Annotated in this window: 12 protein-coding genes; 1 reads left to right on the top strand and 11 read right to left on the bottom strand. The window is 65.7% G+C overall.

Going from position 1 to position 16,033, the window contains the following annotated elements:
* The first annotated feature begins 162 nt into the window (after positions 1-162).
* Positions 163-1,038, top strand: a complete 876-nt coding sequence (gene purU / locus AB4850_RS04005) for a formyltetrahydrofolate deformylase (RefSeq protein ID WP_414441313.1) — start codon at positions 163-165, stop codon at positions 1,036-1,038.
* 199 nt (positions 1,039-1,237) lie between these two features.
* Here purU and AB4850_RS04000 read toward each other — a convergent pair whose 3' ends face one another.
* The 11 genes from AB4850_RS04000 to AB4850_RS03950 all read right to left on the bottom strand — a co-directional run bounded on the left by AB4850_RS04000 (position 1,238) and on the right by AB4850_RS03950 (position 15,667).
* Entirely contained in the window at positions 1,238-2,359 is a 1,122-nt protein-coding gene (locus tag AB4850_RS04000) for a TIGR03118 family protein (RefSeq protein ID WP_414441312.1), read from the bottom strand.
* Positions 2,360-2,678: 319 nt separating this feature from the next.
* Positions 2,679-4,331, bottom strand: a complete 1,653-nt coding sequence (locus AB4850_RS03995) for an APC family permease (RefSeq protein ID WP_414441311.1) — start codon at positions 4,329-4,331, stop codon at positions 2,679-2,681.
* 171 nt (positions 4,332-4,502) lie between these two features.
* Positions 4,503-5,369 carry a glycine betaine ABC transporter substrate-binding protein gene (locus tag AB4850_RS03990; RefSeq protein ID WP_414441310.1) on the bottom strand — a complete coding sequence of 289 codons (867 nt, stop codon included), beginning with the start codon at positions 5,367-5,369 and terminating at the stop codon, positions 4,503-4,505.
* A 154-nt stretch (positions 5,370-5,523) separates the two neighbouring features.
* A complete protein-coding gene (locus AB4850_RS03985) occupies positions 5,524-6,762 on the bottom strand; it encodes a 2Fe-2S iron-sulfur cluster-binding protein (protein WP_414441309.1) in 1,239 nt (412 codons plus the stop codon).
* The gene (locus tag AB4850_RS03980) at positions 6,723-7,964 is read right to left on the bottom strand and encodes an aromatic ring-hydroxylating oxygenase subunit alpha (protein ID WP_414441308.1); all 1,242 of its coding nucleotides are present in this window, start codon (positions 7,962-7,964) and stop codon (positions 6,723-6,725) included. The genes AB4850_RS03985 and AB4850_RS03980 overlap by 40 nt, the downstream gene beginning before the upstream one ends.
* Before the next feature lie 54 nt (positions 7,965-8,018).
* Complete coding sequence (locus AB4850_RS03975; protein WP_414441307.1) at positions 8,019-8,816, bottom strand: electron transfer flavoprotein subunit beta/FixA family protein; 798 nt, start codon at positions 8,814-8,816, stop codon at positions 8,019-8,021.
* The gene (locus tag AB4850_RS03970) at positions 8,813-9,976 is read right to left on the bottom strand and encodes an electron transfer flavoprotein subunit alpha/FixB family protein (protein ID WP_414441306.1); all 1,164 of its coding nucleotides are present in this window, start codon (positions 9,974-9,976) and stop codon (positions 8,813-8,815) included. Before AB4850_RS03970 ends, AB4850_RS03975 begins: the two co-directional genes overlap by 4 nt.
* Positions 9,977-9,980: 4 nt before the next feature.
* The gene (locus tag AB4850_RS03965) at positions 9,981-11,906 is read right to left on the bottom strand and encodes a (Fe-S)-binding protein (RefSeq protein ID WP_414441305.1); all 1,926 of its coding nucleotides are present in this window, start codon (positions 11,904-11,906) and stop codon (positions 9,981-9,983) included.
* A gap of 2 nt (positions 11,907-11,908) precedes the next feature.
* Positions 11,909-13,972, bottom strand: coding sequence for an FAD-dependent oxidoreductase (locus AB4850_RS03960; RefSeq protein WP_414441304.1), 2,064 nt, complete (start codon positions 13,970-13,972; stop codon positions 11,909-11,911).
* A 47-nt stretch (positions 13,973-14,019) separates the two neighbouring features.
* Complete coding sequence (locus AB4850_RS03955; protein WP_206125783.1) at positions 14,020-14,562, bottom strand: DUF5943 domain-containing protein; 543 nt, start codon at positions 14,560-14,562, stop codon at positions 14,020-14,022.
* Between the two features lie 133 nt (positions 14,563-14,695).
* Positions 14,696-15,667 carry a dipeptidase gene (locus AB4850_RS03950; protein ID WP_414441303.1) on the bottom strand — a complete coding sequence of 324 codons (972 nt, stop codon included), beginning with the start codon at positions 15,665-15,667 and terminating at the stop codon, positions 14,696-14,698.
* Positions 15,668-16,033 lie beyond the last annotated feature (366 nt).

The following is a 16,033-nucleotide window of genomic DNA, read 5'->3' as shown; positions in this document are numbered from 1 at the left end:
CGGCCGGGGCCAGGCATTGCGCCCGCCCCCGTTTGGCGTTTCGATACCAGCGTCACGACGTTTCGATTCTATTCAGCGCGATATCGGACTGTTCTACTGGAGCCTGGCCGCAATCGAGCGGCCGCGTGCGGCGCACCGCGCCGCCGCCGATCCGAGGAAAGCATGTCCGGCTCCGAACGCAATTCCCGATTCCTGCTGACGCTGTCGTGCCCGAGCGCGGCTGGCCAGGTGGCCGCCGTGGTCGGCGTGCTCGACCGTCACCGTTGCTACGTCGACGAACTGACCGTGTTCGACGACGACCTGAGCGGCCGCTTCTTCGTGCGCTGCGTGTTCCATGCGAACGACGCCGCCGATACGCCCGACATCGAGGCGCTGCGCACCGAGTTCACACCGATCGCCGAGCGCTTCGACATGCAATGGGCGATCCACGACGCCAGCGCGCGCCCGAAGGTGCTGATCCTGGTGTCGAAGCTCGAACATTGCCTGGCGGATCTGCTGTTCCGCTGGAAGATGGGCGAACTGAAGATGGATATCGTCGGGATTGTTTCGAATCACCCCGATCTCGAACCGCTGGCCGCGCAGCATCACCTGCCGTTCCACCATTTCCCGATCACGCCGGACACCAAGCGCCAGCAGGAAGCGCAGTGGCTCGACCTGTTCGAATCGAGCGGCGCCGAGCTGGTGATCCTCGCGCGCTACATGCAGGTGCTGTCGCCCGAGGCGAGCGCGCAGCTCGCCAACCGCGCGATCAACATCCACCATTCGTTCCTGCCCGGCTTCAAGGGCGCGAAGCCCTATCACCAGGCGCATGCGCGCGGCGTCAAGCTGATCGGCGCGACCGCGCACTTCGTGACGGACGACCTCGACGAAGGCCCGATCATCGAGCAGGTGGTGGAGCGGGTCGATCACGCGTACCGGCCCGAGCAATTGCTGACGGTGGGGCGCGATACCGAGTGCATGACGCTGGCGCGGGCGGTGAAGGCATTCACCGAGCGCCGCGTGTTCCTGAACGGCGACCGGACGGTCGTGTTCAACTGAGGCGGCGCGGGGCGCCGCTCGACGGAATTTCCTTGGGTCTCTCTGACCTTCTCGACCCGATCGCAGCGATGCGATCGGGTATTGTTTCAAGCCGCTTCGGCTTACGGCATATCGTCAGGATTCCATATCACCTCACCCTCGGCGCTGCCGCTCTCCACTCGACGAACAGCGGCACCTCGGGCGCCGGATTTCCCCAAGCTCAGGGCGTGACGTCGATACGGCCGTACACGCCCGTGGTCGGCGTCGGGCCGGCCGCGTAGAACAGCGTGTTGGTCGGCTGGTTCGCGGCGTTATTGCCGAACGACATGCCCCAGATGCCGGCCTGCTTGAACGTCGAGCCGTCCGGGTTCGGCAGCGCGCCGATCAGCGCATTGGTGGTCGGATCGAACACGTCGATCGTGCCGTCGCCGAAGTTGCCCACCATCAGATCGTTGCTGGCCGAGCCGAAGTTCGACGGCGCGATCACCATGCCCCACGGCGAATTCAGCGTGCCGCCGGTGGCGATGCGCTTGACGAAGTTGCCGGCCGTGTCGAACGCATCCACCACGCCGTTGCCCGCGCCGTTCACCTGCGTCTTGCCGTTGCTGCCGAGCACGGCGTAGGACACGTAAACGTTGTTGCCGATCGCCGCGATGCCGAACGGCGAGAAGCCCGCCGGCAGGCTCGGATCGACGAACTTGCCGACCAGGATCTTGTTGAACGCGCGGTCGAACGTATCGACCTTCTTGTTATGGAAATCGGTGGCGTAGATCACGTTCGCACCGGCGTTCACGCCGATCGCGAGGCCCTTGTAGACCGCCCCGCCCGCGCCGTCGTCATAGGCGTTGACGGCCTGCGTCGGCAGCACCTTCGGCGACCACGCGGCGATCGTGCCCGCGTCGGTGGCCCACATGAACACGGCATTGGCGGCCGCGCCGCCGTTCGCGCTGATCTGGAAATCGGTGGCGGTCTTGTTGAACACGATGCCCGTCGGGCCGGCGGCCGTGCCGGCCGCGTTCGCCGGGATCGACACCACCAGCGATTGCGGCACGCCGTTGCCGTCGTACAGCGTCGAGAGATGCGTGTTGTTGTCCGACACCCACATCACGCCGGTCGGGTTGAACGCGATGCCCCAGCCGTTCTTCAGGTTCGGGTCGATATTGGCGGCCGTCGCGCTGCCGTCGGACACCAGCGTGGTGGCCTTGAACTGCGTCTTCAGCGCCGGGGGCGGCGGTGCGGTCACCGTCGGCGTGCTGTTGTCGTCTCCCCCACCGCATGCGGCGAGCGTGAAGGCCGTGACGGCGGCCAACGAGGCCATGGCTGCAATGCGCTTCAATTTCATTTTCTATTCCTTATCGAATGACACGGATGGAGTTCGACCGGGCGTACCTCGACCGAACCGGTATCTCGACGGCTCGACTCGGCTGAGTCGCGGTGTTCGCCTGCGTCGCCTTGAACACGTTCTCGTCGACCACATAACGCTGGGGCGAAGCGGCTTATTCCATCGAATTTCGAATCTTTTTCGTCCGGAATGCTTTCGATTCGGAAAGGAACAGGGAGATTTGAAAGGAAGCGTTGCGAATGCAACTGTAAGAAAAAGGGCCGCTGATCGGCGGCCCCGTGGTCCTGCGTTGTTCCGGCATCACCCCGCCGCGGCTACCTCATCGCCAGGCCAGGTGATACGAAATCGCCACGGTCAGCGCCGCCGCGATCAACGCCACGAACGGCAGCGCCTCGTATATCGGATGCCGCTTCGGCACGGCCAATTCCATGTCCTGCTGCATCTGCTTCGGGAAGCGCCCGCGATCCTGCCAGTAATGGCGATAGACGAACACCGGCACGATCAGCAGCATCGCGATGATGCCGTTGCGCAGCGTGCCCTCGCCCTGCAGGTTCGCCCCCGCACCCACATAGACGAGGTTCAGATACCCGCAGATCGACCCTGCCACCAGCAGCCAGGTCGGGCAGCGGAACGGCCGCTTCCAGTTGCCGCGATCCATGCGATGGATCCATCCCGACTGCAAATTCAGGAATACGAAGATCATGTAGCAGACGTTCGAGATCGACAGCACCGTCATGTAATCCGACATCATCAGCAACACCAGGTTGAAGCCGAGATCGGTCCACATCGCGCGCGTGGGCGCGCCGTGCTCGTTGACGTGCGAGAGATAGCGCGGCAGCCAGCCGTCGACGGAAGCCTGATACAGCGTGCGCGACGAACCCATCATCGAGGTCATCACGATCAGCAGGATCGACAGCATCAGCATCACCACGATCGCGTTCGCCACCCACACGCCGCCACCCACCATCTTCGCCATCGCGGCGGCCACGCCGGTGCCGTCGCCGATCTTCGGGTCGAGCATCGCGCTGGTGCCGAGCGCGCCCTGGAACGCGAGCGGCACCAGCGTCATCACCACCAGGCACAGCGCGCCGGACCAGAAGATCGCCTTGGCCGTGTCGCGAGCAGGATCGCGAAACTCGCGCGTGTAGCACACCGCCGTTTCGAATCCGTAGGAGGCCCAACCGGCCATGAACATCGCGCCGAGCGCCATCACCACGCCCTGCCCGTTCCAACTGCCGAACGTGGCAGCCGTGAGATGGCCGTTGGCGTCGTGACCGAGCGGCAGCAACGGCAACAAGTGCGACATCGGCACGTCGCCCGTCACGAACGGCACGATGCCGACGATCAGCAGCGGCGTGAGCGACGCGATGCCGAGGATGCGCTGGGTTTTCGCGGCGGCCGATGCGCCGCTGTGCTGCAGGCGGAACGTGATCAGCAGCAGGATCGCGGCGATCACGAACGTGGCGTTGATGCGCAACGTAAGGCCCGGTTTGATGAAGCCGAGATTGGCGACGGTGAACTGCCAGTGCTGGATCGCGGCGTCGGCCGGAAACAGCGACGTGAGCGCATAGCTGGCGGCAAGGCCGCAGCCGAGCGCGAGCATGGGCGACCAGGCGAGCCAGTTGCACCACACCGACACCGGGGCAATCATCTTGCTGTACCGCACCCAACCGATCGCGCCATACACCGACGCGCCGCCCGATTTATGTGGAAATAGCCCCGATATTTCCGCATAAGTCGCGCTCTGGAGCAGCCCCATCGTGATCGCGCCGATCCAGATGGCCCACGCCGGTTGGCCGATCGTGGCGCACACGCCGCCGATCGTGAAGAGCACCCCGGCCGGCACGCCGCTGGTCACCCAGAAAGCATCTTTCCAACTGAGGCCGCGATGCAGCGAACGGCCTTCCTGTTCGTGTGAGAGAGTCGTGTCGACCTCGTGCGTGCTGCGTGTTCGCAGCTCTGTCTGACCCATGCGGAACCTCCTCTCAAGAGCCGTCACAAGGGAAACAGTGTAACCAAACTTTCAAAAACCCCTTGCAACAAGCCATTTTTATCAAAAACAATGCCCGTCCAACCTGAGATCGGACGGGCATTTTTACTTCGCAGTCTTGACTACAAGCACTGCCTTACCGTTTTCAGGCGATTATTGCGCGCCGTCGGTCCAGCTCTTGACGCGGTCGCCGTGCTGCGAGATCCACTGCGTGGCCGCCGCATCCGGCTTCGCGCCGCCCTGGATCGCCAGCATCACCGAGTCGAGCTCGCCGGCCTTCCACTGGAACTTCTTCAGGAACGCCACCACCGGTTTGGCCTTGGTTTCGAGGCCCGGGTTCGCCACGCTGTCGACGTGCTCGGCTTCGCCGAACACCTTCTTCGGATCGTCGAGGAAGCGCAGGTCCCACTTCGCGAACATCCAGTGCGGCACCCAGCCCGTCACGATGATCGGCTTCTTGGCGTTTTCGGCGCGCGCCAGTTCGGCGGTCATGGCGCTGCCCGAGCTGGCCATCAGGGTGTACGACAGGCCGTAGGCCTTGATCGCGTCGTCCGTCTTGCGCATCACGCCGGCGCCGGCATCGATGCCGACGATGCGGCCGGCGAAATCGGCCTTCTCGGCTTCCAGATCGGCGATGCTCTTCGCCTTCACGTAGGTCGGCACGATCAGGCCGATCTTCGCGCCCGGGTAGTTCACGCCGAGGTCGACGACCTTGGTCTTGAACTGATCCCAGTACGCGCCGTGCGTCACCGGCAGCCAGGCCGACAGCGTCGCGTCGAGGTCGCCGCGCGCCACGCCCTGCCACATCACGCCTGCCGCCACCGGCACCAGTTGCACCGGGTAGCCGAGCTTCTTCTCGATGATCTGGGCGGCGACGTTCGAGGTGCCGACGCTGTCGTCCCACCCTTCCACGTAGCCGATCTTGATGGTGGGCTTCGTGTCGGCGAAGGCGGAGGGGGCGGCGGCCGTCAACAGCGCGGCAAAGGCCCCGCACCAGGCCAGTTTTGCGATGAATTTCATGGTCGATCTCCTTGGGGTGGTCATTGGCGCGACGTTGCACGCCTTGTGGGTCTCTCTAGGTTCCGCAGCCACAATTCATCGGTATCGTCGTTTTCCGACACGTCCTTGTCGATAAGCGACGTGGGGTGTTGCCGGCTGCGTAGCCTCGCCCTACTTACTTGTCCACCACGAGATCGGACAGCGGCCTGCTGCAGCACAGCAGCACCATGCCGTTGTCGATTTCGCGCTGGCGAATCCCGCCGTTGTGCTTCATGTCCACCTGCCCCGACACCAGCTTGACCTTGCAGGTGCCGCACATGCCCTGCGAGCACGACGACGGCAAACGCACCCCAGCCTGACGCGCCGCGTCGAGCACGGTCTGGTCGGCGCCGCAGGCGATCTCGCGATGGCTCTTGGCGAAGCTGACCGCGTAGTGCGTGGTTTCCGGCACAGGCACGCCTTCCTCGACCAGCGTTTCCACGGTTTCGGGCGCGGCCTCGTCAAGCATGGTTTCGAACGAGAAACTTTCCTCGTGATACTGCTGGCGGTCGAAGCCGGCCTCGTCGAGCAGGTCGCGCACCGCCTTCATGTACGGCGCGGGGCCGCAGGTGAAGATCTCGCGCTTCATGAAATCCGGCGCGATCAGCTTGAGCAGCGGCAGCGACAGGTAACCCGTGATGCCCGGCCAGTTGGTTCGGCTTCCTACGCGTTCGCAGACGAACGCGGTGCGGAAGTTGTTCTGGCTCGACGCGATCATGTCGATTTCGCGCGGGAAGATGATGTCGTCCGGCGTGCGTGCGCTGTGCACGAACACGATGTCGCGATCCTCGGCCAGATCGTAGTGCGCGCGGCTCATCGACATCAGCGGGGTGATGCCCGAGCCGGCCGACAGGAACAGGAACTTGCGCGCGGGGTGGCGCGCGCAGGTGAATTCCCCGGCCGGGCCGAGCACGCGCACCGATGCGCCGGCCTGGAGGTTGTCGTGCAGCCAGTTCGACACCTTGCCACCCGGCACGCGCTTGACCGTGATCGACAGCGTATGCGGCCGCGCCGGCGACGACGAAATCGTGTAGCAGCGGTTGATCGTCTCGCCGTCGATATCGAGTTCGAGCGTGACGAACTGGCCCGGCTCGAACGCGAACGTGCGCCCCGACGGCGAGCGGAAAAAGAAGCTCCGCACGTCGTGCGTTTCCTGCCGCACATGGCAGCAGATCAGTGTTTCCTCGACGTCGCTCGTCCAGAGTTCGGGCAACGCCTTCCAGAAATCGGGCTGCGTCACGCGGCTGTCTACCGGTTCGAAATTCGCGGCATCTCGCATCATCTCTTGCTCCGCCTGTCCTGTCCGTGCTGGGGGTGTGCTGGGTGTAACGGCTATCAAGCGCCGAGGTGCGCGGCCATGCGGCCGATGTACCACGCCGAGAATTTCTCGACCAAACCTTCCGTGAACGGCGAGTACGGGCCCGGTTCGTAGGCGCTGCTCGATGCGCCGCGCTGCGAGAATTCCACGAGCGCGCGATCCTGATCGTTGGTGGCGTTCCACACGGCCGTGAGGTTCTTCACGTCGTAATCGATGCCTTCCTTCGCGTCCTTCTGAACCAGCCACTTGGTGCGCACCAGCGTCTTGCCGGCCGACAGCGGGATCACCGAGAACGTCACGATGTGATCGGCCATGAAGTGGTGCCACGAGTTCGGTTGCGTCCAGAACGACAGGCCGCCGAGGTCGGCGCGTTCGAATTCGCCGAGCAGCTTCTTCGAAGCCGCCTTGGCGTCGAGCGTTTGCGATTCGCCGGCGCGATCGAGCGGCAGGCGCTGAGTGCGGAAGCCGGTGACGTCGAGCAACTGTTCGACCTCGACCGACGGCAGGCCCAGCTCGGCCCATTGCTTCTCGCGCGTTTCGCAGGTCTGCTCGAACGCGGCCATGCCTTCGGCGGTGGCGGGCGACGGCTGATAGCCGAAGCCATATTCGTACAACGAAATGGTCAGCTCCGGATGGTTCGCGACGCAGTGGTAGCACTCGCGGTTGTTCTCCATCGTCAGCTTCCAGTTGCCTTCCTCGATGATGTCGATCTGCGCGGCGATCTTCGTGTTCGGCAGATCGTGCGGCAGCAGGTACGGCTCCATCGCGGCGCGCAGGTTCTCGAAGTCGGCCGGCGGCTCGTCGGCCAGGCAGACGAACAGCAGGCCGCCGAGGTTCTGCAGATGCACCGATTTCAGGCTGTGCTTGCAGCGGTCGAACTTCTCGCCCATGTGCTCGGCGAACATCAGCGCGCCGGTCAGGTTGTAGGTCCAGCTGTGATACGGGCAGACGATGTTGCCGACCGAGCCTTTGTCTTCGTTGCAAAGGCGCGCGCCGCGATGGCGGCAGACGTTATGGAACGCACGGATTTCCATGTCGTCGTCGCGCACGATCAGGATCGAATCGCTGCCGAGCTCCACGGTGACGTAGTCGCCCGGTTCCGGCACGTCCGGCTCGATCGCGACCTGAATCCAGTGCTTGCGGAAGATCGCGTCCATATCGAGCTGGAAAATCTCCTCGCTCAGGTAGAACGGGGCCTCCAGGCTGTAACCCGCTTTGCGGCGCTCCACCAGCGCGCGAATATCTACCGTTTGATTCATCGTTTGCTCCGGACTCTATGCTTGGTTCCCGCCGACTGACAAAGGGTCAGCGATTCAGTAATCGATCAGTTGATGCTCGCGCAAATACGCCAGGATCACTTGTGCTTTTTCGACCGAACTCCCTTCATTTACGACGTTGCCGCCGCGGCTTTCGGTGGTGGTCGCGGACAGCATGCGGGCATGCCCCGAGCGCTTCTCGGCGGCCACCAGCTTGACGGGTTTGCGTTCGGTCGGCGCTGTTTTCCAGGCCGCGAAATCGGCCGATTCGGCGCTCGCCGCCACCGCTTCGGCGGGCACCGGCACGACGCTGCCGGCGCGCTGGCGTGCATAGGCGTAACGCGGCTGCGCGTTGGCGAGCGGATGCACGGCCACCACCGCGGGCAGCATCACGGCCGCCTTGCGGCGCAGGCCCTTCGGCAGGAATTGCCGGATCACCGCTTCGCCGTTGCGCACCTCGATATCGACGGCCGTGCCGGCCAGCCGGTAGTCGAGCTTCGCCGCCACCTGATACGGCAGCAGGCCGGTATCGAACGCGCCTTCGGCACGCGTGCCGGTCAGCACCAGGTCCACACCGGCGAGGCGGCCCGCCAGCGCCGCGACCGCGTCGTCGCCGGGGCGGCATGCGATCACCTCGATCTTGCGTGCGCCGAGCGCCAGATAGTCGGCCAGCGCCGGATCGTTCGGGTCGCCTGCGTGCAGCACTTCGAGTTGCGCGCCGTGCTCGCCGGCCAGCGTGCGGCCCAGTTCGAGCGCGGCCGCGTCGTTGCGGCTGTAGCGCGGCGCGCCGCTGACCGGGTGCCGGCCCACCGACACCAGCACCGCGATGCGCGACAGTTTGCGGGGGGCGTTCATGCGGCCACTCCTTCCAGATGCCGCGCACCGTGCTCGCTCGCACGGCCGCGTGCCGCACGGGCGGCGGTCACTTGTTCGATCAGCGCGGCGATGGTCGCCTGCGCATCGCCCACCACCGTGAGGTTCGCGCGCTTGGCGATCGGCGCGCTGGCGTCGAGGTTCACGGCGATCACATGTCGGCAGTCCTTGATACCTTGCAAATGCTGGACCGCCCCGGAAATGCCGAACGCGATGTAGAGGCTGGCCTCGACCGTCTTGCCGGTCGCGCCCACCTGCTTGTCGCGCGTGAAGTGGCCGTTGTCCACCGCCACGCGGCTCGCGCCGATCGCCGCGCCGAACACGCCGGCCAGCGTCTCGAACGCGCCCACGTCGGTCACGCCGTTGCCGGCCGACACGATGAAATCGGCCTCTTCGAGCGCCACTTGCGCGGCGTCGAGTTCTTCCATGCCGAGATCGCGATAGCCGTTGGCGGCGCCGGCCGTGCCGATCGCGAACGGCGCGGCAAGCCGCTCGCCGGCCCCGACGAACGGCAGCTTCGGTTCGACCGCGTTCGGCGCGAGCAGCACCACGTCGGGCAAGGCCCGCGTGCAGAACTGGCGTTTGGCGTCGGCGTACGTGCCCACGTGCTTCGCGTCGATCTCCACCACCTGCGCGGCCACGCTCGCGCCGAGCGCGGCGGCATAGCGGCGGCCAAGATCGCCGTCGCCGGTGGCGTTGTCGGGCACCAGCACATGGCGCGGCGCCAGCGCGGCGGCGCAGGCCAGCAGCGCCTGAAGCTCGGTGTCGGGCGCGAAGCCGCGCCGGTCGAAACCGGGCAGCTCGATCAGCTTGTCGATGCCGAGTTCGTCGATCTCGTCCTTCAGTTCACCGAACGACAGCAGCACCACTTCGCTGCGCGCGTCGGCCAGCAGCGCGGCGGCGGCCGCCACCTGGCGCGTGTGATCGTCGAGCGAACCGCGCTCCGGGTGGCCCACCACCAGCAGCACATGCTCGGCGGCTTCCACGCTGCGTTTGGGCTTCGGTGCATCGTGGTGCGCGTGGCCGGTCCAGAGCGCGACGTTGCCGCCGGCCCCGCCCACCTCGCCCAGCGTGATGCGCTTGAGTCCGGCCGGCGTGACCACGAAGGGCCGGCGCGGATCGATACGTTTGAGGGTGTTCATCGATTCACTCCAGCGAGGCGGCGACGAGTTCGGCGACATCGAGCACGTCGGGGCGCGGGCCGACCACGCCTTCGAGCATCGCCGTGCAGTTCGGGCAACCCACCGCGACCACGTCGGCGCCGATCGCGCGCGCGTCCGCGATGCGGATATCCGGAATCCGCTGCTTGCCGGGGATGTCGGTCAGCGGCGCACCGCCGCCACCGCCGCAGCAGCGCCCGCGCATGCCGTTGCGTTCCATCTCCACCACCTGGATGCCGATCGTCTTGAGCAGCTTGCGCGGCGCTTCGATTTCGCCGTTGTAGCGGCCCAGGTAGCACGGGTCGTGATACGTGATCTTTTTCTCGCGCAGCGCCTCGTTGGCCTTCGGCGTGATGCGGCCCGCCTCGGCCAGCTCGGCCACGAACGCCGTGTGATGCTTGACCGTGTAGCGCGCGCCGAGCGCGCGGTATTCGTTGCGCAGGCTGTGCATCACGTGTGGATCGGCCGTCACGATCTGCTTGAACGACAGCGCGTCGAGCGTGCCGATCAGGCGCTTGGCCATCTGCTGGAACGTGGCCTCGTCGCCGAGCCGGCGCGCCGTGTCGCCGGTATCGGTTTCGGCGCGGCCGAGCACCGCGTAATCCACGCCGGCCTTGTTCAGCACCTTGATGAACGCCCGCAGCGTGCGCTGGTAGCGCATGTCGAACGCGCCTTCGCCGGCCACGATCAGCACGTCCACCGGGCGGCCCGGCTGGGCCACCGGCGCTTGCAGGTCCACCGACCAGTCGTAGCGCGCCGCCGTGTCGAAGCCGCCCATGGTGCCGGTTTCGCGCAGGTTCGCGATGGTTTCCGCGCCCTTGCCCGGCACCGTGCCGTGCACCAGCGTCTGGTTGCGGCGCATGTCGACGATCGCGTCCACATGCTCGATCAGCATCGGGCACTCCTGCACGCAGGCGCGGCAGGTGGTGCACGACCACAGCGTGTCGGCTTCGATCAGGCCCGAGACGATCGGCCCGTTCGGCTCGCCGCCGTGGCGGCCCACCGCGATGCCGGGCGTCGGGCTGCCGGCGTAGGCGGCGTCGGTGCCGCCGGCCATGCCGGTCACCAGATCCTGGATCAGCTTCTTCGGGTTCAGCGGCTGGCCGGAGGCGAACGCCGGGCAGGCGGCTTCGCACTTGCCGCACTGCACGCAGGCATCGAAGCTCAACAACTGGTTCCAGCGGAATTCCACCGGCTTGCCGACGCCGTATTCCTGCTGCTCGATATCGGGCAGCTTGAGCGCCGTGGGCGGCACGGCCGTGCCGTTGCCGGTGAAGCTCTCGCGAGTCGCCGCGAAACGTTCCTGACGCGGGTGGAACGCCAGATGCAGCAGGCCGGCGATGGCGTGCTTCATCGGGCCGCCGCGCGCCGCGCCGAACGTCATGGCGAACGCGCCGATCGCGATCAGCACCGCGCAGAGCACGGCCACCGCGCCCGACATCGCACTGGCCGGCACCACCGCGTACAGCGCGAGGCCGAACGCGAACGAGCCGAGCAGCCAGGGCAGCGTATTCCACGGGCCGCGCGACAGGCGCGCCGGCACGTTCTTCGCCGCACGGCGGCGCCACACGAACACCGCGCCCACCAGCATCGCGAGCGAGGCCAGCAGGATCAGCTTGTCGAGCCACGGCGAGTAGATCGCCAGGCCGTAGTTGACGAACACCAGCGCCATCGCGCCGATCGCCCCGCCCGCCGTCGCCACGTGGGTCTTGGCGATGTATGGGTCGCGGGCCACCACATGGTGCAGGTCGACGAAATAACGCTTCGGGATGGTAAATAAATGGCCGATGCCGAACGCGCCGGGCGCAGTGGCCCGGCCGACGCGCCAGAACGCCGAGCGCTTCGCGACGGCGAACGCAAGCCCCGCCACCGACAGCCACAGCAGGGCGGTAATCAAGAAAGCCGGATTCATCGTCAGAAGTCCTTCACGAGACGCAGCGAGTCGTAGATCGCGCCGTGGACGTTGTGCATCGAGATGCAGTCGCCGACGCGGAACAGCAGGAAGCGGCCGTTGCCGAGTTCTTCCGACAGGCACGGCTGCGGCTCGGCCGCGAACAGCGTGTGCGGATCGATCTGGCCGCGGTTCAGCGATTCCGGCTTGAGCTTCCAGTACAGCTCGTCGTTCGGCGACGAACCGTTCTCGACCACCACCTGATCGACCACGCGCTCTTCCTGCTCTTCCGTGTATTCGTTGCGCAGCACGGCGATCGTCTTGCCGTCTTCCACGTACACGCGATCGAGCATGTAGTTAGGTGTATGAATCACGCCGAACGCATACAGGCGGCGGTAGAAGATCGGGAACGTCGTGCCGCCGCAATCGTCGGCCACCTTCACGTCCGGCGTGACGATCTCGACCTGCGAGCCGCGGCTCGCCATGAAGTCGGCCACGCCCGCGCCGGCATGGGTGCTCACGCCGTCGAACAGCAGCACGTTCTTCTTCGGCTCGACCTTGCCGTTCAGGATGTCCCACGAGCTGACCGCCAGGCCTTCGTCCACGCCCCAGCCCGGCACCTGCCAGGTGAAGCTGGAGCCGCCCGTGGCCAGCACCACGATGTCCGGCTTCTCGGCCATGATCATCTTCTCGTCGGCGGCCACGCCGAGGCGGCGGTCCACGCCGAGGCGCTTGGTTTCCATGTCGAACCAGCGGATGATCCCCGACATCTGTTCGCGTTGCGGCGCCTTCGCCGCGATCATCACCTGCCCGCCCACTTCCGTGTTCTTCTCGAACAGCACCACGTCGTGGCCGCGCAGCTTCGCCACGCGCGCCGCTTCGAGGCCGGCCGGGCCGGCGCCGACCACCACCACCTTGCGCTTCGGGCCGCGCGACTTCTCGACGATGTGCGGCATCGTCGATTCGCGCGAGGTGGCCGCGTTCTGGATGCACAGCACGTCGAGGCCGTTGTACTGGCGGTCGATGCAGTAGTTCGCGCCCACGCACTGCTTGATTTCGTCTTCGCGACCGTCGCGGATCTTGATCACCATGTGCGGATCGGCGATCTGCGCGCGCGTCATGCCGACCAGGTCGATCATGCCGGTGGCCAGCAGGCGCTCGGCCTGGCCCGCGTCGCGAATGCTCTGCGCGTGCATCACCGGGATCTTCACGACCGACTTGATGCCGGCCGCGAGGTGGACGAACGGTTCCGGCGGCAGCGCCATCGGCGGCATGCAGTTGGCGATCGTGTTGTGGGTGTCGCCGCCCGAGCCGACCACGCTCAGGTAATCGATCAGGCCCGTCTCGGACATCGCCTGGGCGATTTCCTTGAGCGCTTCGTGATCGAGGCCATCCTCGTGGAATTCGTCGCCGCACATGCGCAGGCCGACGCAGAAATCCTTGCCCACCGCCTCGCGCACGGCCGTCAGCACTTCGATGCCGAAGCGCAGGCGGTTTTCGAGGCTGCCGCCCCATTCGTCGGTGCGGTGGTTCGAGCGCTTGCTCCAGAACTGGTCGATCAGATGCTGGTGAGCGGCCGAGATTTCGATGCCGTCCATGCCGGCGGCCTGCACGCGCTTCGCGGCGGCCGCGAAATCGCCGATGATGCGGCGGATTTCCTCGATCTCGATGATCTTCGCGTTGCCGCGGTGCACCGGCTCGCGCACGCCCGACGGCGACATCAGGTGCGGCCAGTGCTCGCCATGGAACGACGAGCGGCGGCCCATGTGGGTGGCCTGGATCATGATCTTCGCGCCGTGCTGGTGCATCGTGTCGGCCAGGCGCGTGAGCGGATCGATGATCTTGTCGGTCGACAGGTTGACCGACTTCCACCAGCCTTGCGGGCTGTCGACCGATACCGGGCTGGAGCCGCCGCAGATCGCGAGGCCGACGCCGCCTTTCGCCTTCTCCTCGTAGTAACGGATGTACCGGTCTCCCGGCAGGCCGCCCGGCTCCGCGTACACCTCGGCGTGCGCGGTGCTGACGATGCGGTTTCGCAAGGTCAGCTGGTTGAGCGTCATGGGCTTGAACAGGTTCGGGTAACGCATTGGGGGCGACCTCTGGCGGGCTCTGTCGTATTGGTATCGGGTATGAATCAGGCAGCGATCGGCGACACTTCGAACACGCAATGGCCGTGGTGGTCATGGTGTTCGCCGGCGCAATGCGCTTCGGTCGAGAACGCGCGCGGCGCGCCCTTGCCTTCCGGCGTGGTGTCGTTGACCCAGTCCATCGCGCCGGCGAACCAGCCCGCGAACATGTAGCAGAGCTTGCCGATCTTCTCCGGCTGCTGGAGCACGAACGACGAATGGCGCAGCTCGATGCGGGCGCGCGCGTTCACCGGGTCGGCCTCGATGATGCTGAACAGGCCCCAGCCGCGTTGCGACAGGCGGTTCAGGTAGTGCTCGAACACCGCCATGCCCTGGATGCCGTGCGCCGGCGCTTCCTTGTCGCACCAGTAGTAGGCGGACTTGTAGCCGGCCTTGTAGAGGATTTCGGCGTAGGCGTCCTGGCCCAGCGCTTCTTCCACGGCAACGTGGTTGTTCGTGAAGAAGTGGCGCGGCACGTACAGCATCGGCAGCGCGTCGGTGGTCCAGACACCGGTGTTGGGATCGACGTCGATGGGCAGTTGCGGTTGCATCGTTGACTCCGTGATGAGGCATGGCGCCCGGGTTCGGGCGCGACTTCGCCCGCGCGCCGTGGCTCGTGGAGCGGGCGCGTGGTGCGAATCGATTGAGTGAATGGCGGTGGGCCGGCCCGGGGCCGGCGTGGAATCAGGCGCCCCAGACGTCCTTGAACACGCGAACCCAGTTCTCGCCCATGATCTTGCGAATGCGCGACTCCTTCCAGCCGGCCTTTTCCATCGCCGCGGTCAGGTTCGGGAATTCGCCGATGGTTCGGATTCCTTCCGGGTTCACGACCTTGCCGAAATTGGTCAGGCGGCGGTAGCGGCCCTTGTCGTGCGTGAGCATGTCGAAGAATTCGGTGCTGTAGCCCTGCGTGAAATCGGTGCCGATGCCCACCGTGTCCTCGCCGATCAGGTTCACCACGTAGTCGATCGCCTCGATGTAGTCGTCGATCGTGGCGTCGATGCCGCGCTTGAGGAACGGGGCGAACATCGTCACGCCCACGAAGCCGCCGGCATCGGCGATCTCGCGCAGTTGCGCGTCGCTCTTGTTACGCGGGTGTTCCTTCAGGCCCGAGGGCAGGCAGTGCGAATACGTGACCGGCTTCTTCGAGAACGCGATCGCTTCGGACGACGTATTGCCGCCCACATGCGAGAGGTCGACCATGATGCCGACGCGGTTCATTTCGGTGATCACTTCGCGGCCGAAATCGGACAGGCCGCCGTCGCGTTCGTAGCAGCCGGTGCCGACCAGGTTCTGCGTGTTGTAGCAGAGCTGCACCACGCGCACGCCCATGTCGGCGAACGCTTCGATGTACGAGAGGTTGTCTTCGAACGCATGCGCATTCTGGAAGCCGAGGATCACGCCGGTCTTGCCTTCGCGCTTGGCGCGGGCGATGTCGTCGGTGGTGCGCACCAACGTCAGCAGTTCGCTGTTCTCGCGGATCGCCTGCTTCATCGTGCCGATGTTGTCGACCGTCTTGATGAAGCTGTCCCAGACCGACACGGTGCAATTGGCGGCCGTCACGCCACCCTTGTGCATATCCTCGAACACCGAACGATCGAACTTCGAGATGTTCAGGCCGTCGATGATGATGCTGTCCTGATGCAGCGTGCTCATGTGATTCTCCAGAATGGCGCGTAGTGTGGGCGATCGTGCGGGTTATCCCGGCGGCTGGCGCTTCCGGGAAAGGCCCGTCCTGCAAGGGATCGAGGCGGGTTTTCGCAGTGGCTGCCGACGGCTCTATTCTTGTCGTTCGGATTTTTGGCCGATTGATGAATTCAGACGCTTTCTTTGCCTTTTCCGACATGCGCGTCCGTTTTGTACAAGTCGGCCGGCGCGTCGTTTCCGGACAGGTGAGCGTCTACGGGTATGCACCGAGACGGCCCGCGCGAAAAAGCGCGCATGATCCGGCACCGGCACGGTGCTGCCCGCGCCTGGCGCGAGCCGGCGCGGTGCAGCGCATCCCCGCCGCGGTGCGCCGCC

The organism is Burkholderia sp. 22PA0106 (genome assembly GCF_047497155.1).
In the GTDB taxonomy this organism is placed as follows: domain Bacteria; phylum Pseudomonadota; class Gammaproteobacteria; order Burkholderiales; family Burkholderiaceae; genus Burkholderia.
The sequence above is the reverse complement of the archived record's forward strand: the minus strand, read 5'-3'. Positions and strand labels throughout refer to the sequence as shown.

Excerpts from the sequence above, each read along its gene's own strand:
- AB4850_RS03955 (WP_206125783.1), bottom strand. The coding sequence starts at position 14,562 with ATGCAACCGCAACTGCCCATCGACGTCGATCCCAACACCGGTGTCTGG.
- AB4850_RS04000 (WP_414441312.1), bottom strand. The coding sequence starts at position 2,359 with ATGAAATTGAAGCGCATTGCAGCCATGGCCTCGTTGGCCGCCGTCACG.
- AB4850_RS03960 (WP_414441304.1), bottom strand. The coding sequence starts at position 13,972 with ATGCGTTACCCGAACCTGTTCAAGCCCATGACGCTCAACCAGCTGACC.
- AB4850_RS03975 (WP_414441307.1), bottom strand. The coding sequence starts at position 8,816 with ATGAACGCCCCCCGCAAACTGTCGCGCATCGCGGTGCTGGTGTCGGTG.
- AB4850_RS03970 (WP_414441306.1), bottom strand. The coding sequence starts at position 9,976 with ATGAACACCCTCAAACGTATCGATCCGCGCCGGCCCTTCGTGGTCACG.
- AB4850_RS03950 (WP_414441303.1), bottom strand. The coding sequence starts at position 15,667 with ATGAGCACGCTGCATCAGGACAGCATCATCATCGACGGCCTGAACATC.
- purU (WP_414441313.1), top strand. The coding sequence starts at position 163 with ATGTCCGGCTCCGAACGCAATTCCCGATTCCTGCTGACGCTGTCGTGC.
- AB4850_RS03995 (WP_414441311.1), bottom strand. The coding sequence starts at position 4,331 with ATGGGTCAGACAGAGCTGCGAACACGCAGCACGCACGAGGTCGACACG.
- AB4850_RS03965 (WP_414441305.1), bottom strand. The coding sequence starts at position 11,906 with ATGAATCCGGCTTTCTTGATTACCGCCCTGCTGTGGCTGTCGGTGGCG.
- AB4850_RS03990 (WP_414441310.1), bottom strand. The coding sequence starts at position 5,369 with ATGAAATTCATCGCAAAACTGGCCTGGTGCGGGGCCTTTGCCGCGCTG.
- AB4850_RS03980 (WP_414441308.1), bottom strand. The coding sequence starts at position 7,964 with ATGAATCAAACGGTAGATATTCGCGCGCTGGTGGAGCGCCGCAAAGCG.